The sequence below is a fragment of the Acinetobacter sp. JADD-222 genome, from assembly GCF_049310645.1.
In genome coordinates, this window is record NZ_JBMOWI010000002.1 from 171578 (window position 1) to 187209 (window position 15632).

At 40.3% G+C, this 15632-nt stretch carries 17 protein-coding genes; 11 read left to right on the forward strand and 6 right to left on the reverse strand.

Features of this window, described 5'->3' with window-relative positions:
* Positions 1–78: 78 nt before the first annotated feature.
* Positions 79–711: a LysE family translocator gene (locus ACO6UW_RS02790; RefSeq protein WP_057070037.1), complete on the reverse strand. Its 633-nt coding sequence runs from the start codon at positions 709–711 to the stop codon at positions 79–81.
* A 225-nt stretch (positions 712–936) separates the two neighbouring features.
* The gene (abc-f, locus tag ACO6UW_RS02795) at positions 937–2847 is read right to left on the reverse strand and encodes a ribosomal protection-like ABC-F family protein (protein WP_284108749.1); all 1911 of its coding nucleotides are present in this window, start codon (positions 2845–2847) and stop codon (positions 937–939) included.
* A 32-nt stretch (positions 2848–2879) separates the two neighbouring features.
* Here abc-f and ACO6UW_RS02800 point away from each other — a divergent pair, with 32 nt between their 5' ends.
* Complete coding sequence (locus ACO6UW_RS02800) at positions 2880–3125, forward strand: SlyX family protein (protein WP_002115104.1); 246 nt, start codon at positions 2880–2882, stop codon at positions 3123–3125.
* A 54-nt stretch (positions 3126–3179) separates the two neighbouring features.
* On the opposite strand, the gene ACO6UW_RS02805 is transcribed toward ACO6UW_RS02800, so the two are convergent.
* Positions 3180–4190 (reverse strand): zinc-binding alcohol dehydrogenase family protein, encoded by a 1011-nt coding sequence (locus tag ACO6UW_RS02805; RefSeq protein ID WP_284108748.1) that lies wholly within the window; start codon positions 4188–4190, stop codon positions 3180–3182.
* Positions 4191–4289: 99 nt separating this feature from the next.
* On the opposite strand from ACO6UW_RS02805, the gene ACO6UW_RS02810 reads away from it, so the two are divergent.
* The 10 genes from ACO6UW_RS02810 to ACO6UW_RS02855 all read left to right on the forward strand — a co-directional run bounded on the left by ACO6UW_RS02810 (position 4290) and on the right by ACO6UW_RS02855 (position 13246).
* Entirely contained in the window at positions 4290–4667 is a 378-nt protein-coding gene (locus tag ACO6UW_RS02810; protein WP_032035382.1) for a winged helix-turn-helix transcriptional regulator, read from the forward strand.
* 148 nt (positions 4668–4815) lie between these two features.
* Complete coding sequence (locus ACO6UW_RS02815; RefSeq protein ID WP_284108747.1) at positions 4816–5265, forward strand: ammonium transporter; 450 nt, start codon at positions 4816–4818, stop codon at positions 5263–5265.
* Between the two features lie 35 nt (positions 5266–5300).
* Positions 5301–7937: a type I DNA topoisomerase gene (gene topA / locus ACO6UW_RS02820; RefSeq protein ID WP_284108746.1), complete on the forward strand. Its 2637-nt coding sequence runs from the start codon at positions 5301–5303 to the stop codon at positions 7935–7937.
* An 88-nt stretch (positions 7938–8025) separates the two neighbouring features.
* Positions 8026–8784 (forward strand): hypothetical protein, encoded by a 759-nt coding sequence (locus ACO6UW_RS02825; protein WP_284108745.1) that lies wholly within the window; start codon positions 8026–8028, stop codon positions 8782–8784.
* Positions 8785–8910: 126 nt separating this feature from the next.
* Positions 8911–9492 (forward strand): HdeD family acid-resistance protein, encoded by a 582-nt coding sequence (locus ACO6UW_RS02830; RefSeq protein WP_014208303.1) that lies wholly within the window; start codon positions 8911–8913, stop codon positions 9490–9492.
* 114 nt (positions 9493–9606) lie between these two features.
* Positions 9607–11586, forward strand: a complete 1980-nt coding sequence (locus tag ACO6UW_RS02835) for an ATP-dependent helicase (RefSeq protein ID WP_060465244.1) — start codon at positions 9607–9609, stop codon at positions 11584–11586.
* Positions 11587–11659: 73 nt separating this feature from the next.
* Complete coding sequence (locus ACO6UW_RS02840; RefSeq protein WP_002115113.1) at positions 11660–11899, forward strand: RNA recognition motif domain-containing protein; 240 nt, start codon at positions 11660–11662, stop codon at positions 11897–11899.
* Positions 11900–11908: 9 nt separating this feature from the next.
* Entirely contained in the window at positions 11909–12271 is a 363-nt protein-coding gene (locus ACO6UW_RS02845; RefSeq protein ID WP_057076903.1) for an ASCH domain-containing protein, read from the forward strand.
* Positions 12272–12351: 80 nt separating this feature from the next.
* The gene (locus ACO6UW_RS02850; protein ID WP_005066079.1) at positions 12352–12855 is read left to right on the forward strand and encodes a DUF6586 family protein; all 504 of its coding nucleotides are present in this window, start codon (positions 12352–12354) and stop codon (positions 12853–12855) included.
* Positions 12856–12967: 112 nt separating this feature from the next.
* Entirely contained in the window at positions 12968–13246 is a 279-nt protein-coding gene (locus ACO6UW_RS02855) for a hypothetical protein (protein WP_002114792.1), read from the forward strand.
* Positions 13247–13281: 35 nt separating this feature from the next.
* Here the strand turns inward: ACO6UW_RS02855 and ACO6UW_RS02860 are convergent, their stop codons facing one another.
* The 3 genes from ACO6UW_RS02860 to rpmB form a co-directional block, all read right to left on the reverse strand.
* Positions 13282–14991, reverse strand: coding sequence for a cation:proton antiporter (locus tag ACO6UW_RS02860; protein WP_057076901.1), 1710 nt, complete (start codon positions 14989–14991; stop codon positions 13282–13284).
* A 148-nt stretch (positions 14992–15139) separates the two neighbouring features.
* Positions 15140–15295, reverse strand: a complete 156-nt coding sequence (rpmG, locus tag ACO6UW_RS02865) for a 50S ribosomal protein L33 (RefSeq protein WP_001205031.1) — start codon at positions 15293–15295, stop codon at positions 15140–15142.
* Positions 15296–15307: 12 nt separating this feature from the next.
* Entirely contained in the window at positions 15308–15544 is a 237-nt protein-coding gene (rpmB, locus tag ACO6UW_RS02870) for a 50S ribosomal protein L28 (RefSeq protein WP_000048256.1), read from the reverse strand.
* Between the last annotated feature and the right edge of the window lie 88 nt (positions 15545–15632).

Sequence of the window (15632 nt, forward strand, 5' to 3'; positions counted from 1 at the left end):
AAAAGTGTATCACGAACTGAATTTATCGTCGTAATACACTGTTGAATTGAGCGGTTAATATGAAGAAGTAAAGCGCGGTTATCGACGATTTTCTAAAAGAATACGAACAGCAAGCCCAGCTAGTACCGTTCCCATAAGCCAACGTTGTATATTTGCCCAAAGGGGTTTTTGTTGAAGAAAAAGGGCAATGCTACCCGCAGAAAGCACAATCAGAGCATTTACCGAGACGCTAACAAAAATTTGAATAGTACCGAGCTGAATGGATTGCCATAAAATACTGCCTTGTTGTGGGTGAATAAACTGTGGCAATAACGATAAATACATAATCGCAATTTTAGGATTAAGTAGATTTGTAGCGAAACCCATTAAAAATAGTTTAGCTGGAGAGTCTACTGATAATTGTTTTACATCAAAAATAGGGGATGCATTGGGACGTAGTGCTTTCCATGCTAGCCAGAGTAAATAAATTGCCCCTGCAATGCGTATAGTGTCATAAGCATAAGGGACTGCGATAATAAGCGCTGTAATCCCGAAAGAAGCACAAAGCATATAAAATACGAAGCCAACGCCAACACCAGCGAGTGAAATAAATCCCGCCGTTTTTCCTTGGCAAATTGAACGAGAAATAAGGTAAATCATGTTTGGGCCAGGGGTAAGCACCATCGCCAAGCAGATTAATCCGAATGCTAAAATTTGAGAAAGATCTAGCATGAAAAATACTCGAATATTATTATATTGGTAGATATAACATAATTATTTTTATAAGTCTTATATTCAATTAGAGCTATATTTTAAGCTATTAAGGCTGACTACATTTAATCACTCATCATGTATTTTTCATAGATTTTTAGCTTTCAAATTTATAGATATTCTATAAAAAGCCCCCTTAATTTAAGGAGGCTTTTTTGTTATTTAAATTGTAGGAAAGAACGCGAATTAATTTCCTTTGCTCATTTGTTCAAGTTCATCCCAACGTTCTAATTTTTCAAGTAATACCTCTTCAATTTTTGCGAGGCGTTGACTTGCTTTGGTTGCTTCATCGGCATTACTGACAAACCATGAACCATCTGCAAGTTTGTCAGAAAGCTCTGCTTGTTCAACTTCCAGTTTCTCGATTTCGGCAGGCAGTTGTTCAAGTTCACGTTGGTCTTTATAGCTTAGTTTGACCTTTTTCACGTTACTTTGAGCTGCGGCTTTTTCAGCTTCGGCTTTTGCCTGAGCTTTTTTAACGTCAGACTTTTGGTCTACAACTTTATCATCTGGACGCTGCAGCAAATAGTCTTGGTAGCCACCAATGTACTCTGCAATATTGCCTTTACCATCAAAGACCCAAGTCGATGTTACAACGTTGTCCATAAATGCACGGTCATGCGAAATGAGTAATAGGGTACCTTTGTATTCAGAAAGCATCTCTTCAAGTAGCTCAAGAGTTACCATATCCAAGTCATTGGTTGGTTCGTCCATCACAATCAGGTTCGATGGTTTAAGTAGTAATTTAGCAAGCAAAATACGGTTACGCTCACCGCCAGAAAGGGCTTTTACTGGTGTACGTGCACGTTCAGGTGAAAACAAGAAATCTTGTAAATAGCTATAGATATGACGGCGGTTACCATTTACATCAACAAAGTCAGAACCTTCTGAAACGTTTGCCATCACTGTCTTTTCAAGGTCTAAGGCATTACGTAATTGATCAAAATAAGCAACTTCTAACTGTGTACCAGTCTTAACAGAACCACCGTGCTCAATTTCACCTAAAATGGCTTTAATTAACGTTGTTTTACCAACACCGTTATCGCCGACTAGACCAATACGGTCGCCACGCATGACTAGTGTAGAGAAATCTTTAATCAGTGGTTTGTCGTCATAAGATACGCTTAAGTGCTCGATATCAAATACTAATTTACCAGAGCGATTTGCTTCTTGAGTCGCCATACTCACTTTGCCTTGTTGTGATCGGCGAGCTTTCGATTCTTCACGTAAAGCTTTTAAGGCGCGCACACGACCTTCATTACGCGTACGACGAGCTTTAATCCCTTGGCGAATCCAAGCCTCTTCTTCAGCTAATTTTTTATCAAATAAAGCATTTTGTTTCTCTTCTGCTTCCATTTGCTGAGCTTTAAGCTCTAAATAGCGTGAATAGTTGCCTTCGTAGCCGCGTAAAATGCCGCGATCAAGTTCAATAATTCGAGTCGCAATGCTGTCTACAAAAGAACGGTCATGCGAAATAAATAGAAGCGTTAAATTATTTTGATCGAGTAGGAATTTTTCTAGCCACTCAATACTTTCAACATCTAGATGGTTGGTCGGTTCGTCTAGAAGTAATACGTCTGGTTGTGTTAAAAGAGCACGAGCGAGTAAAACACGGCGTTTACGTCCACCTGAAAGATCTGCCAAATCTGCATTTGGATCGAGTCCCATTTTACTTAACAGGGCATTGACCTTATTTTCGAGTGCCCAGCCGTCGAGTTGGTCGAGCTTATGCTGTAGGTTGCCCATACGGTCACAAGCTTCCATATCTCCCAGCATACAAGCATCAGTTGCTTCATGATAAGCTCTGAGTACTTCGGCAGCTTCGCCTGCGCCATCAGCCACAATGTCAGCAACCTTACCTGAATCCATTGGAACGTCTTGGGCTAACATTGAAACAGTTAAACCATTTTGAATAGAAACTTCACCAGAATCCGGTAATAGGCTTCCCTCGATCAGTTTAAGTAAAGTAGACTTACCTTCACCATTACGACCAATTAAACAGACTCGTTCGCCACGTTCTAGATTAAAGTTCGCGCCATCGAGCAGGGCAGGTCCGCCAAAAGCAAGTTGGACATCCCTTAGGGTAATATAGGCCATAATGTTTTCCAGAATCTCAAATGAGGATTTAAATGACTAAACCACCATATCATGATGATCAAGCGTCATTTTCCGCACCCATTGAAGATTTGCAAGTGCGAATTACATTTTTGGATGATTTAGTTGAACAATTAAATCAACAACTCGCTATTCAAACTCAAGAAATAGCTGATTTGAAAAAACAAATGCAATTTCTTTATCAACGTGTTGAATCGTCGGATTTATCAGAAGGCATTGCACCTTTTGATCCATTAACGAATAAACCTCCCCACTATTAATAAAAAGGCAAGTTCAATACTTGCCTTTTTATTTAGGAATATTGACAATTTTGTTTAAAAACCTTGTAAGACAATCTTACCCTTTGTTGTCCCACTTTCAATTTGCTGATGAACTCGTTTTAAATTTTCAGCATTTATTGGACTTATAACTTCTGTCACAGTCGTCTTAATTTTTCCTTCATCAACCAGCTTGCTGACTTCATTTAATAGTTCACTTTGTTTTTGCATATCTTCGGTCTGGAACATTGAACGTGTAAACATAAATTCCCAATGTACAGATACAGACTTCGATTTAAACGGTTTGATATCTAACTGTTCAGGATCATCAATAAGTCCGAAACGGCCTTGCGGTGCAATCAACTCTACAATATCTGCTAAATGCTGATCTGTTTGAGTAGTCGAGAACACATATAAAGGTGCAGTTAAACCTAATTGCTTGATTTGGGCTGCTAAAGGTTGACGGTGATCTAACACATAATCTGCTCCAAGTTGCTTAACCCAGTCTTGAGTTTCTGCTCGTGAAGCTGTTGCAATAATTGTTAGGTTAGTCAGCTGTTTAAGAAGTTGAATGGTGATTGAGCCAACACCACCAGCTCCACCAATCACTAATATTGTTGTGTTTTCTGGCGCGTTCTTTGGAACTTGCAGGCGATCGAATAACATCTCCCAAGCCGTGATTGCAGTTAAAGGGAGAGCTGCAGCCTCGGTTGCTTCTAAAGTTTTTGGTTTATGGCCAACGATGCGTTCATCAACGAGTTGTAATTCGCTATTACTACCTTGACGATTAAGAGCACCTGCATACCAAACGATATCGCCAATCTTAAATTGAGTAACTTTATCTCCAATCGCTTCAACGATACCTACTGCGTCCCAGCCAAGCGTTTTCCACTGATTATTCTCAGGGTTTACATTCTTTCGAATTTTAGTATCTACCGGATTTACTGAGACAGCTTGTACACGAACAAGTAAATCGTGTCCTTCAGCAATAGGTGCATCGAGTTCAATATCAACGAGTGCTTCTGGCGATGTAATGGGACCAGCTTTTTGATATGCCACAGCTTTCATAATTATCATTCCTCTTGTTGAGAGTTTGATCATAACGTAAGCTTAAAATAAGTGACTACAGACAAATAACGCTCATAGTGTCAAAAAGGATACTGTAAAATGGCAAAAGCAAGACACTCAAGTTTTGATTGCTCTCCGGGTTGTTCAGTGGAGGCTGCGATTAGCTTGATTGATGGGAAATGGAAATGCGTCATTCTTTGGCATTTATTTAATGAAGGCACCTTGAGGTTTAACGAAATTCGAAAGCGTGTTCCGAGTATTACCCAAAGAATGCTGACAAATCAGCTACGTGAATTGGAACAAGATGGAATTATTCATCGGGAAGTCTATCCTCAGGTACCACCTAAAGTAGAATACTGCCTGACTGATTTGGGACAAAGTCTTGAGAAAATTCTGTTTGCTTTAAAACAGTGGGGGGATGCTCATATTGACCAGTTTGGAAAGTTGACACTTGTTGATGGACATCCGAATCCTTAATGATATTTGTGTCAGCTCATCGCAATTTGCACTGTGAAATCTGACTATTTTGAAGCTTGCCCCTGTATCGGGCATTATTTTAATGATGAAACTTGCGTTTTCTGGTCAGCTTATGCAACTCTAATAAAAGAGATTAATAGGTTTTGCTATGGACAATATGGGAATTTGGGTTACCGTTATCATTGTTCTTTTCGTACTAGGCTCCATTTTTGGTTTAAGAGTGAGCCCACGTGAAAAGGCACTTGGTATTATGCGTGATAAAGCTCGTAAAATGGGTTTACACCCGCGTGTAATCGCTGCACCTGAATGGACACATGTCCCAATGGCGACTGAAAAGCGTGCCAGCATGGTTGCTTATTATAGTGTATTGATTCCCGATGCCCGTTTATCTTTAATGCGTGCTCGTGTTGTAGACGGCAAATTAAAAGTGGTTCAGGGTGATGAGAAATTTAATGATTCTCCCATTGCATTAAAAGGGATTTATGCTATTGATATGCAGGCAAACTGTGTAGGGCTTTATTGGGATGAGGAATCAGACCTGAGAGCAACACAATTAGATGAGATGAAGGCTTATCTGTTGAACTTGGCTAAAGCCTGATTTTTAAATTTATTGGTATAGGAATAACATTTTATATGGCGAATACCTCGCGCTCTGCATCTCAAAGCACAGCATCTACTGCACCTGCTGCACATAAACGTGCCTTAGTGATTGTGGAGTCGCCTGCCAAAGCGAAAACCATCAATAAATATCTGGGTTCGCAATACATTGTAAAGTCTTCTGTAGGTCACGTGCGTGATTTGCCAACAGGTGGCAGTAAATCAACTGAGAAAAAGCCGGCTGCCCGGACGAAACTCACTGAAGCAGAAAAAGAACAAAAAGCCAGTCAGGCTTTAGTTAATCGTATGGGGGTCGATCCTGAACATGGTTGGGAAGCTCATTACGAAGTTCTGCCAGGTAAGGAAAATGTTGTTGCTGAACTAAAGAAACTTGCCAAAGATGCTGATGCAATCTATCTCGCAACGGACTTGGATAGAGAAGGGGAAGCCATTGCTTGGCACCTAAGAGAAGTTATTGGTGGTGACGACAGCCGTTATCATCGCGTGGTATTTAACGAAATTACTAAAAATGCCATTCAAGAAGCATTTAAACAACCTACGCGCCTAGATTTAAACCGAGTTAATGCTCAGCAAGCACGCCGTTTCTTAGACCGTGTTGTTGGCTTTATGGTTTCACCATTACTTTGGGAAAAGATTGCCCGTGGTTTATCGGCAGGTCGTGTACAGTCTGTAGCGGTGAAACTGGTTGTAGAGCGTGAAAGAGAAATTCGTGCTTTTATTCCAGAAGAATACTGGCAAGTTTTTGCAGACACGCAAGCCAAGAAAGATGACATTCGTCTTGAAGCAGTTAAGCAAGCTGGTAAAACCCTTAAACTGAAAAATAAAGCTGAAACTGATGCTTTATTGGATGTTTTAAGAGGTGCTGAATATAAAGTTGCACAGCGTGAAGATAAACCGACTAAGGTAAATCCAAGTGCACCGTATATCACTTCAACGCTGCAACAGGCTGCAAGTACACGTCTAGGTTTTTCTGTAAAGAAAACTATGATGCTGGCACAGCGTCTATATGAAGCAGGTTTTATTACCTATATGCGTACTGACTCAACGTTCTTGAGTGATGATGCAGTAAGCATGGTACGTGCTCATATTGAAAGCCAATTTGGTGAGAAATATTTACCTGCAAAGCCAAACCGCTATGGGAACAAAGCAGGTGCTCAAGAAGCCCATGAAGCGATTCGTCCTTCAAATGTTGCACTTACAGGTGATCAACTTGCGGGTGTAGAGCGTGATGCTCAGCGTTTATATGATTTGATCTGGCGCCAGTTTGTTGCATGTCAAATGACTCCAGCAGAATATTTATCTTCAACTTTAACGGTTGAAGCTGCAAATGTTGAATTGAAGGCAAAAGGCCGTACGCTTGTATTTGATGGTTTTACACGAGTGCGTGGTGCTAACAAGTCTGATGACGATATTATTTTGCCTGCAATTAAAGTAGGTGAAATTTTAAAATTAGAGAAGTTAGACCCAAGTCAGCACTTTACTAAACCACCTGCACGTTTTACTGAAGCTTCTTTGGTTAAAGAACTCGAAAAACGTAGTATTGGTCGTCCTTCGACTTATGCAGCGATTATTTCTACAATTCAAGAACGTGGCTACGTTAAGTTGGAAAACCGCCGTCTTTTCGCCGAAAAAATGGGTGAAATCGTGACAGATCGACTTGATGAAAGTTTCAATAACTTGATGAACTATGCCTTTACAGCAGACCTTGAAGGGCAGCTCGATAAAGTTGCAACAGGTGAGCGTAACTGGAAAGAGTTACTTGATACTTTCTACGGTGACTTCAAAAAACGTCTTACCAATGCTCAAGGCGAGCACGGCATGCGCCGTAACCAACCGGTTGAAGTGCCAGCAGTACATTGTCCTGAATGTTCACGTCCAATGCAGATTCGTACAGGTACAACAGGCGTGTTCTTAGGTTGTTCTGGGTATAACTTACCACCTAAAGAGCGTTGTAAAGGTACTTTGAACTTAACACCTGTTGAGTCCTTAGCTGCTCTTTCTGATGATGATGGTGCTGAAACCGCAGACTTGATGTCAAAACATCGTTGTGCAAAATGTGGCACAGCCATGGACAGCTATGTAATTGATGGTGGTCGTAAACTACATGTATGTGGTAACAACCCTGATTGTGACGGTTTTGAGCTTGAAGAAGGCGAGTTCAAGATTAAAGGCTACGATGGACCAACCATTCCGTGTGATAAATGTGATGGTGAAATGCAGCTTAAGACTGGCCGTTTTGGTCCGTATTTCGCTTGTACAAGCTGTGACAATACTCGTAAGGTCTTGAAAAGCGGTCAGCCTGCACCTCCACGTGTAGAACCGATCAAGATGGAACATTTGCGCTCAACAAAGCATGATGACTATTTCGTGTTGCGTGATGGTGCTGCTGGTCTGTTTTTGGCCGCAAGTAAATTCCCGAAAATTCGTGAAACACGTGCGCCAAAAGTTGCAGAGCTTCGTAGCGTAGCTGATCAGCTTGATCCCAAATACCAGTTTATTTTACAAGCTCCAGATGTAGATCCTGAAGGTAATCCAACCATTGTGAAATTCAGTCGTAAGAATCAATCACAATATGTAGGTTCGGAAACTCCAGAAGGCAAACAAACCAAATGGAGCCTAATTTATCAAAATGGTAAATGGGTTGAGGGCTAATTAAGTCCACAATAAAAAATGCTAGCTCAGCTAGCATTTTTTATATCTAAAACAATAAAAGAAAATTTTAAATGCATGGGGAAAAAGAATGTGGAAAAACATTCGAGTTTTATGTTTGTTAATTATTTTATTGATTGTTGCTGTTCAGGCATGGCGAGATCAAAACCAAGACTGGAATCAACCTATTGTTGTCGTTTTACATCCTATTAATGCAGACGGTTTGCAGACAACGCAGAGCTATATCCATCAGTTAAAATACACTGATTTTGATAAAATAAAAAATTATTTAGGAGAATGGTCGCAGCATTATCGTGGTCAATCAGGAAACTTTGTAATTCGTTTAGGTCAGCCATTACAGCAACGACCTCCTGAGGTTCCTCAAAATGCCAATATCTTTCATGTGATGTGGTGGAGTTTAAAGTTCCGTTTTTATGCATGGCGACATCAACAATCTGAAGACAATGGGGCATCACTTAAACTTTATTTAAATTATTACGATCCCCATTATCAAAAAGTTTTGATCCATTCGACTGCTTTGGAAAAAGGTCGTATTGGTAGTGTGAATTTATTTGCGACCAACACACAAGCTTCCCAAAATCAGGTCGTGATTGTTCATGAGCTATTACATGGCTTTGGGGCACAAGACAAATATGATTTAAAAACTGGTCAACCGCTTTATCCTCTAGGTTATGCGTACCCTGAAAAAGTGCCTTTATATCCGCAGACTGACGCTGAAATCATGGGGGGTCGAACACCATTATCCGAGCAGAGCAGTAAAATGCCGAATGGTTTACATGAAACGATAATAGGTTTACCTACAGCTCAAGAAATTGGTTGGGTGAAATAAAATTGTGGATAAATACTGCTTTATCCACATTAATTGATAAGAAACGATGCAGATCTTATACAGACAAAAAATGTGAAGTGGATCACTATTATTAGGTAGATGAAATTCTAATACCTGATAATAAGAGTGGCCATGATGAAAACTGTCGGTAATGATTTGGTGCGTAATCAGTTACATGCTGATCGTAAGTGGTATTTGATATTAGGCTTTGTGCTTATTGGCTTCGGTCTGATTTTGTTTAGTTCATTACCATTTGCGACCTTTTCTGTGGTTTTTTTATTTGGAATACTCATGATGGTCGGAGGTGTTTTACATCTTGTCGCGGCCATTAGTGTTTTTAAAGGTGCAAGCCGTTGGTTATGGGCACTTTTTGGTGTGCTTTATCTAATGGCGGGCTACTATGCTTTTTCTACTCCCGTAACAACAGCCGTAGTTTTGACGAGTTTATTATCAATAGCACTGATTATTGCCGGAGCTATACGTACAGTAAACGCGATTTTACTTAAACCAATTACTGGGTGGGGTTGGACCTTATTTTCAGGATTATTAACACTCGCTACAGGTATTTTGATTTTGGTTTCTAAAGATTCACCTTTTTGGGTGTTAGGCATGTTCCTTGCCATAGATATCTTATTTCAAGGAATTAATTTTCTAGGTTTGGCTTCTGCGATTAAGCATCTGCCATCTAGTTCAAAAACAGTATCTTAAATAATATTTTTAAATCAAAGAGCACTTTAGGTGCTCTTTTTGTTTTTAGGACGAGCAGACGCATCAGTGGTTGGGTCTGTTAAACTATGTCTTGGTGTTTTAGCGATATGTGTTATGAGTCTTGCAAAATTAATTAATGAACTAAATGCTCAGCAAAAAAAAGCAGCCACGACGTCTGCGCAGAACTGTTTAGTTTTAGCAGGTGCTGGCTGTGGCAAGACTAAGACGATTGTTGCCCGTGCTGCTTATTTAATTGATCAAGGCTTACCAGCAAACCAAATTCAGATTTTAACGTTTACTCGACGTGCTGCGAGTGAAATTGTTGCAAGAGTAGAGCAGCATGTAGGAGCACAGGCAAAGGGTCTAAGAGCTTCAACTTTTCATACTTTTTGTATGTATTTACTGCGCCGTAATCCACAAGCTTTTGGCTTAAATCAATTTAGTATTATTGATCGTGATGATCAGTTGCTGATGTTCCGTTTATTAAGAGGTAAAGACAAAGATAATGTTTTACCTAAAGCGGCAGAGCTGTGTGATCTATATTCCTATGCAAGAAATACTCAAACAAAGCTTTCTGAAGCATTAATCAAACAGCTTCCAGATGCATATGAGCATAAAACTCAAATTGCGGAGCTAATGAAAACCTATGAGCAACGCAAAAGAGAGCGTAATTTTTTAGATTATGACGATATCTTGTCGATTGTGGCTGTTCATTTACAAAACTCAGAAGCGTTGACCAATTGGGTTGCAGGTTTTTGTCAGGCATTGCTAGTTGATGAAATGCAAGATACAAACCCTTTGCAATGGGCTTTGTTGCAGCCCTTAATTGGTAAAGTGAAGTTATTTTGCGTGGGTGATGACGCTCAGTCCATTTATGGCTTTCGTGGCGCAGACTTTGAAAATATCCATTCTTTTAAAGAACGAATACCTGATGCAGAAGTACTTACACTGGCTTTAAATTATCGCTCGACTCAAGAAATCTTAGATTTATCGAACTGGCTGTTGGCACATAGCCCAATTGATTATCAAAAACAGCTACAAGCACATCGTGGCCAAGGGCAAAAGCCACAGCTACATTTGTTTGGTAATGAGTTTGAAGAAGCAAACTGGATTGCACAAGATTTAATAACGCGCCATCAACAAGGTGCAAACTGGCATGACCATATGGTGTTAGTTCGTTCTGGCTATAGTGCCCGATACCTAGAAGGGGCTTTTATTGCGGCTGAAATACCTTATCGTTTTATTGGTGGGGTAAAGCTTCTTGAGTCGGCCCATGTAAAGGATGTGCTCAGTCTCTTACGTATTGTGAGTAACCCTCACGATGATTTGGCATGGATGCGCTTTTTAACTTTGTGGGATGGGATTGGCGATGTTGGAGCGAGTAAGTTAGCCCAAGAACTGATGGGAATTGTTGATGTCGAGGAGCGCTGTCAGCGACTTGAACGCCATGGCAAAGTACCTTTACAAGCGATTTTGATTTTGAAACAGCTAGATGTATTACAGCAGCATGTCGAGGCAAGTATTGGCTTGGCTCTCGATGCTTTAGGTGAGCAGCTAGAGCAAAATTATAAAACTAAAGATTGGTCGCGCCGTTTAAAAGACTTTGATTTGGTTAAGCAACTTGCACGCAAACATGCGTCGTTAGGTGAATTCCTTGAAGAATATGTGCTTGAACCGATTTCAGTTTCTGAAATTGAAAAAGCTGCTGATCAAGATTTGGTAACTTTAATTACGATTCATTCAGCTAAGGGTGCCGAACAGAAAGTTTGTTATGTACCTCACGTATCGCCAAATCAATATCCTTATGCAAGGGCACAGGGTGATTTTGATGATGTTGAGGAAGAGCGCCGTGTGCTATATGTCGCCTTAACGCGTGCTGAAAATGAATTAATCTTGACTAAGCAAAATCTTAATACGTGGTCGCAAGACACTTATGATGAGCAAGGTCGTAAAGTTGAGAGTTATTTCTTAAATGATCTGCCTGCACACTTGGTTCAAGCAAAAATTCATAGGCAAGTACCTCAGCAATTTACTAAAAAACAATGGAACAGATCTCCTGCAGTAAATTTAGGTTTTGGTATCGATCTGGACTAAACTACTGTATAAGACGCTGTGATTACTTAAATGTATATTGGCCCTCCCTTTTATTGCCAATTAAGGTTAGAAAATGAAGATATTAGTTCGTAATTTAGATCGTGCTGTAAGTGAAGCTGAAGTTTTAGAGTTATTCAAGGCATATGGTAAAGTTGATACATGTGTTCTGGTGACTGATAAAGACACAGGTAAATCGAAGGGCTTTGGTTTTGTTGAAATGCCTAATCCCCGTGAAGCGATTAAGGCAATTAAAGGCTTAAATACGCTTAAAGTTAAAGGCTATGGAATTCGAGTTAAAGCAGCCGAAGAATAAGTTTTCCTGGTGAAAAGACAATTTTTAGCTCTCTCGATTGTAACGCCGAATGGTACTCGTATTGCTGAAGGTATAAAAACACTTGAAGTGCGTTCATGGATACCTACGCAGTTACCAGTGAAAGATCTATTAATTGTCGAAAACCAGAACTTTCTGATTAAAGATACTGATGAAGAGGAAGGAGTTGCCGTCGCTTTAGTTGATGTCGACTCAGTTCATACTTGGCGAAATGACGAGGTCAATTTAGCCTGTGCATCTGCTTGGAGTGAAGGCTATTTTGCTTGGGTTTTAAGTAATATTCGCCCTTTAAGGCAGCCAGTAAAAGTTTTAGCTAAACGTAAAATTTATCAAGTTGAGCTGGATTTACCATAAATAACGTTGATTTTATCAATGGAGTCGTTAAGCTAAGAATAGCTATTGCAATGGCGATTTTAGAACAGGAAAGTTTAGTTATGTCACGTGTTGCTCGTTATCATGCCGATCGTACCAATCAGAAGCTCTATTTTGCACGTCTAGCGTGTCAACAGGCAGAGCAGACCGATCATGTGCAGCAGGTACAAGCTTACCGTGAAGCAGCTGTATTTCATTTACATGGCGCAATGTTAGCGTTCTTACAAGAATTGGTACGTTATTACCGTTTAAATGATTTGCAACCCACCTTAAAATCTATAGAGGAACATATGGCGGCAAAAGGACAGGTTTCCCCTGAAGTGTCCGTTTTGCAGCAATTGGCAAAAGATGGTTTTGTTGCAGAGTTAAAACGAGCTTATCGTATGTGCCAATATGCCCCAGAACCCAAAGAACCGACTCCAGAAGAAGAAACTTCTTCTAACCTTATTATTAAAGTGACACAAGGGCCTCAGTCTTGGTTGCCAGATGTTAAAATCTTGCGTGAATGGCACCGAGAGTTAAGTCATTTAATTGATGGTTTTCGTAACGAAATGGTCGAGTTCTAAAATTAAACTGCCTAGATGCTTGAAATTTAGACTAGGTGTGCCTATATAAATAAGACAAGAGATGCAAAGTGCAAGGGTGCTTTGCCACCATGTTGAAACATGGAGGAAGTATATGTCTATACAGCAATTGAAAGAATTATTTGGAAATCAAGAAGCAGTGTTGGAATTAGTTCAACTCGAAGGTGGTGAACTCGCCTTGCGTAATGCAGGTTCTGAGAATGAACCCTTGGTTAAAATTCAATTTAGCGATGAAGTCAAAGCAATCTTGGGTGAGCAGACTCCAGTTGTTGCTCAGCATATGATTCAGGCTGCATTGTTTGGACTGCTGGAAAAGCAGGTAAACGAGTGGCAGGCTGAGGTATTAGACGAACAGCCTAAATTCTTGAGTTAAAAAAAGCGTACTCTTGAGTACGCTTTTTATATGGGTTAATGAATTGTTGACTGATGAGCAAGCTCGATCTGACTTAAGATGTGGTGACTCATATTCTTTGCCATTTCTTCTTTTGCATAGAATACTTCGCCAATATTTTCATCACGGATAACCGCTGCTTCTTCTTTGCTTTCTGCGCAAATTAATACCTGAATCTGAGGATTTAATTGCTTGGCAATGGTCACGATACGGTGAATATCTAAAATATCCATAGGTGAGATTACTAAGAGTCGTGCATGCATGATATGTGCTTGAATTAAAACACTCGGTTCAGTAGCAACACCACTCACAGCAGCAATATTTGCATTACGCAGTTTTTCTACGATTTCACGATTCTCTTCTGCAATAACGACTTTAATATTCTCATTAATTAAATTTTCAGTAATGCGTCGTCCTACACCGCCATATCCCACAATCACGACCTGATCACGTAAGTAAGCTTGATCAACTTCATCGGGTAACATTGCTAATGGGTCGCCACTACGTTCAAGCAGTCGAGCTAAGTGAGAGCGTTCACGAATCCAACGTTGTACAGGTTCAATCGCTGAGAAGATGAAAGAGTTAAGCGTAATTGAAAATAAAGCGCCAGCTAGAATTAAATTCTGAGCTTCTAAGCTTAGTAGGCCTAAAGAAACACCAAGGGTCGCCAAAATAAATGAAAACTCACCAATCTGTGCAAGGCTTGCCCCGACTGTTAACGCTGTATTGATTGGATAGCGGAAGAATAAAACCAATGCCATAGCAGCAAGAGTCTTACCAACCATAATAATCGCGATAACAGCTAAAATATGGAGCGGGCTCTCCACAAGAATATGTGGATCAAATAGCATCCCCACAGAAACGAAAAATAAAATCGAGAAAATTTCACGTAGTGGAAGAGTTTCTTCTTCTGCACGATGGCTAAAGTCTGATTCTTTAACGACCATACCCGCAAAGAATGCCCCTAAAGCCATTGAAACCCCAAAGATGGCATAAGAACCATAAGCAATCGAAACAGCAGCAGCGACGACAGTCAGCGTAAATAGCTCTCTGGACCCTAAACGAGCAACAAATTGCATAATAATAGGCACAACGCGCTTGCCTACAATGAGCATAAAGGCAATAAAGCCAATCACCTTTAATAAGGTTATCCCAAGGGTTAACCAGATATTACCGTCTGCACCTGCTGGTGCTTTTCCACCGAGTAAAACAGCTGTAGCCGGAAGAAGTACTAAAACCAGTACCATCACTAAATCTTCGACTAACAACCAACCCACAGCAATTTTGCCGTTAACTGAGTCTAATAGACCTCGGTCTCCTAATGCTTTTAATAATACAACTGTACTCGCACACGATAGACTTAAGCCAAAAACGAGTGCAGACCCGAAACTCCATCCCCATAGCATTGAAACGCCAATACCAAGTAAGGTTGCCACAGCGATTTGTAAAATTGCGCCAGGCAAGGCAATACGACGAACCAGTAATAAGTCTTTTAATGAAAAGTGCATCCCTACACCAAACATCAGGAACATGACCCCGAGTTCTGCAAGCTGGTTGGCGAGGTGGATATCTGCTTCTATACCGGGTGTATTTGGGCTAATAATAATTCCGGCAATTAAATAGCCGATAAGAGGGGGGAGTCGTAATCGGGCTGCAATATAGCCAAAAATGAGAGCAACGCCGAAACCAACAGCAAGTAAAATAATTAAATCTACGTCATGCGGCACTAAAAACTCCTTTTACGTGAGTTAGGCTAAAAACAAGCATAAAAAATGCCAAGGCGGAATGTAGAGAAAGTTTAACAAAAAGGTAGGTATAAAAAAAATGCAAAAAAAAAACGACTTCATAAAGAAGTCGTTTTTTTCGAAGCTAAAATTATTTGATTTTAGCTTCTTTGAAAATCACGTGTTGACGGATTTTTGGATCAAATTTTTTGATTTCCATTTTTTCCGGCATAGTACGTTTGTTTTTAGTCGTGGTATAGAAGTAACCTGTACCAGCTGAAGAAACGAGGCGAATCTTATCACGCATTGCTCAGACTCCTTAGATCTTTTGACCTTGAGCACGAAGGTCTGCAACAACCTTTTCGATACCCAATTTGTCAATAATACGCATACCTTTAGTGGTTAAACGAAGACGTACAAAACGTTTTTCGCTTTCTAACCAGAAACGGTGGTGGTGCAGGTTCGGCTCGAACCGGCGCTTGGTTTTGTTGTTGGCGTGTGAGACGTTGTTACCAACGACTGGACGCTTGCCGGTAACTTGGCAAACCTTAGACATGGTGTAACTCCATTGATTCAGCCAACAGCAAATCTGTGGCCAGTCATACTAAATGTAAACGGATGAATTCATTCAAGGGGCGTTTTAT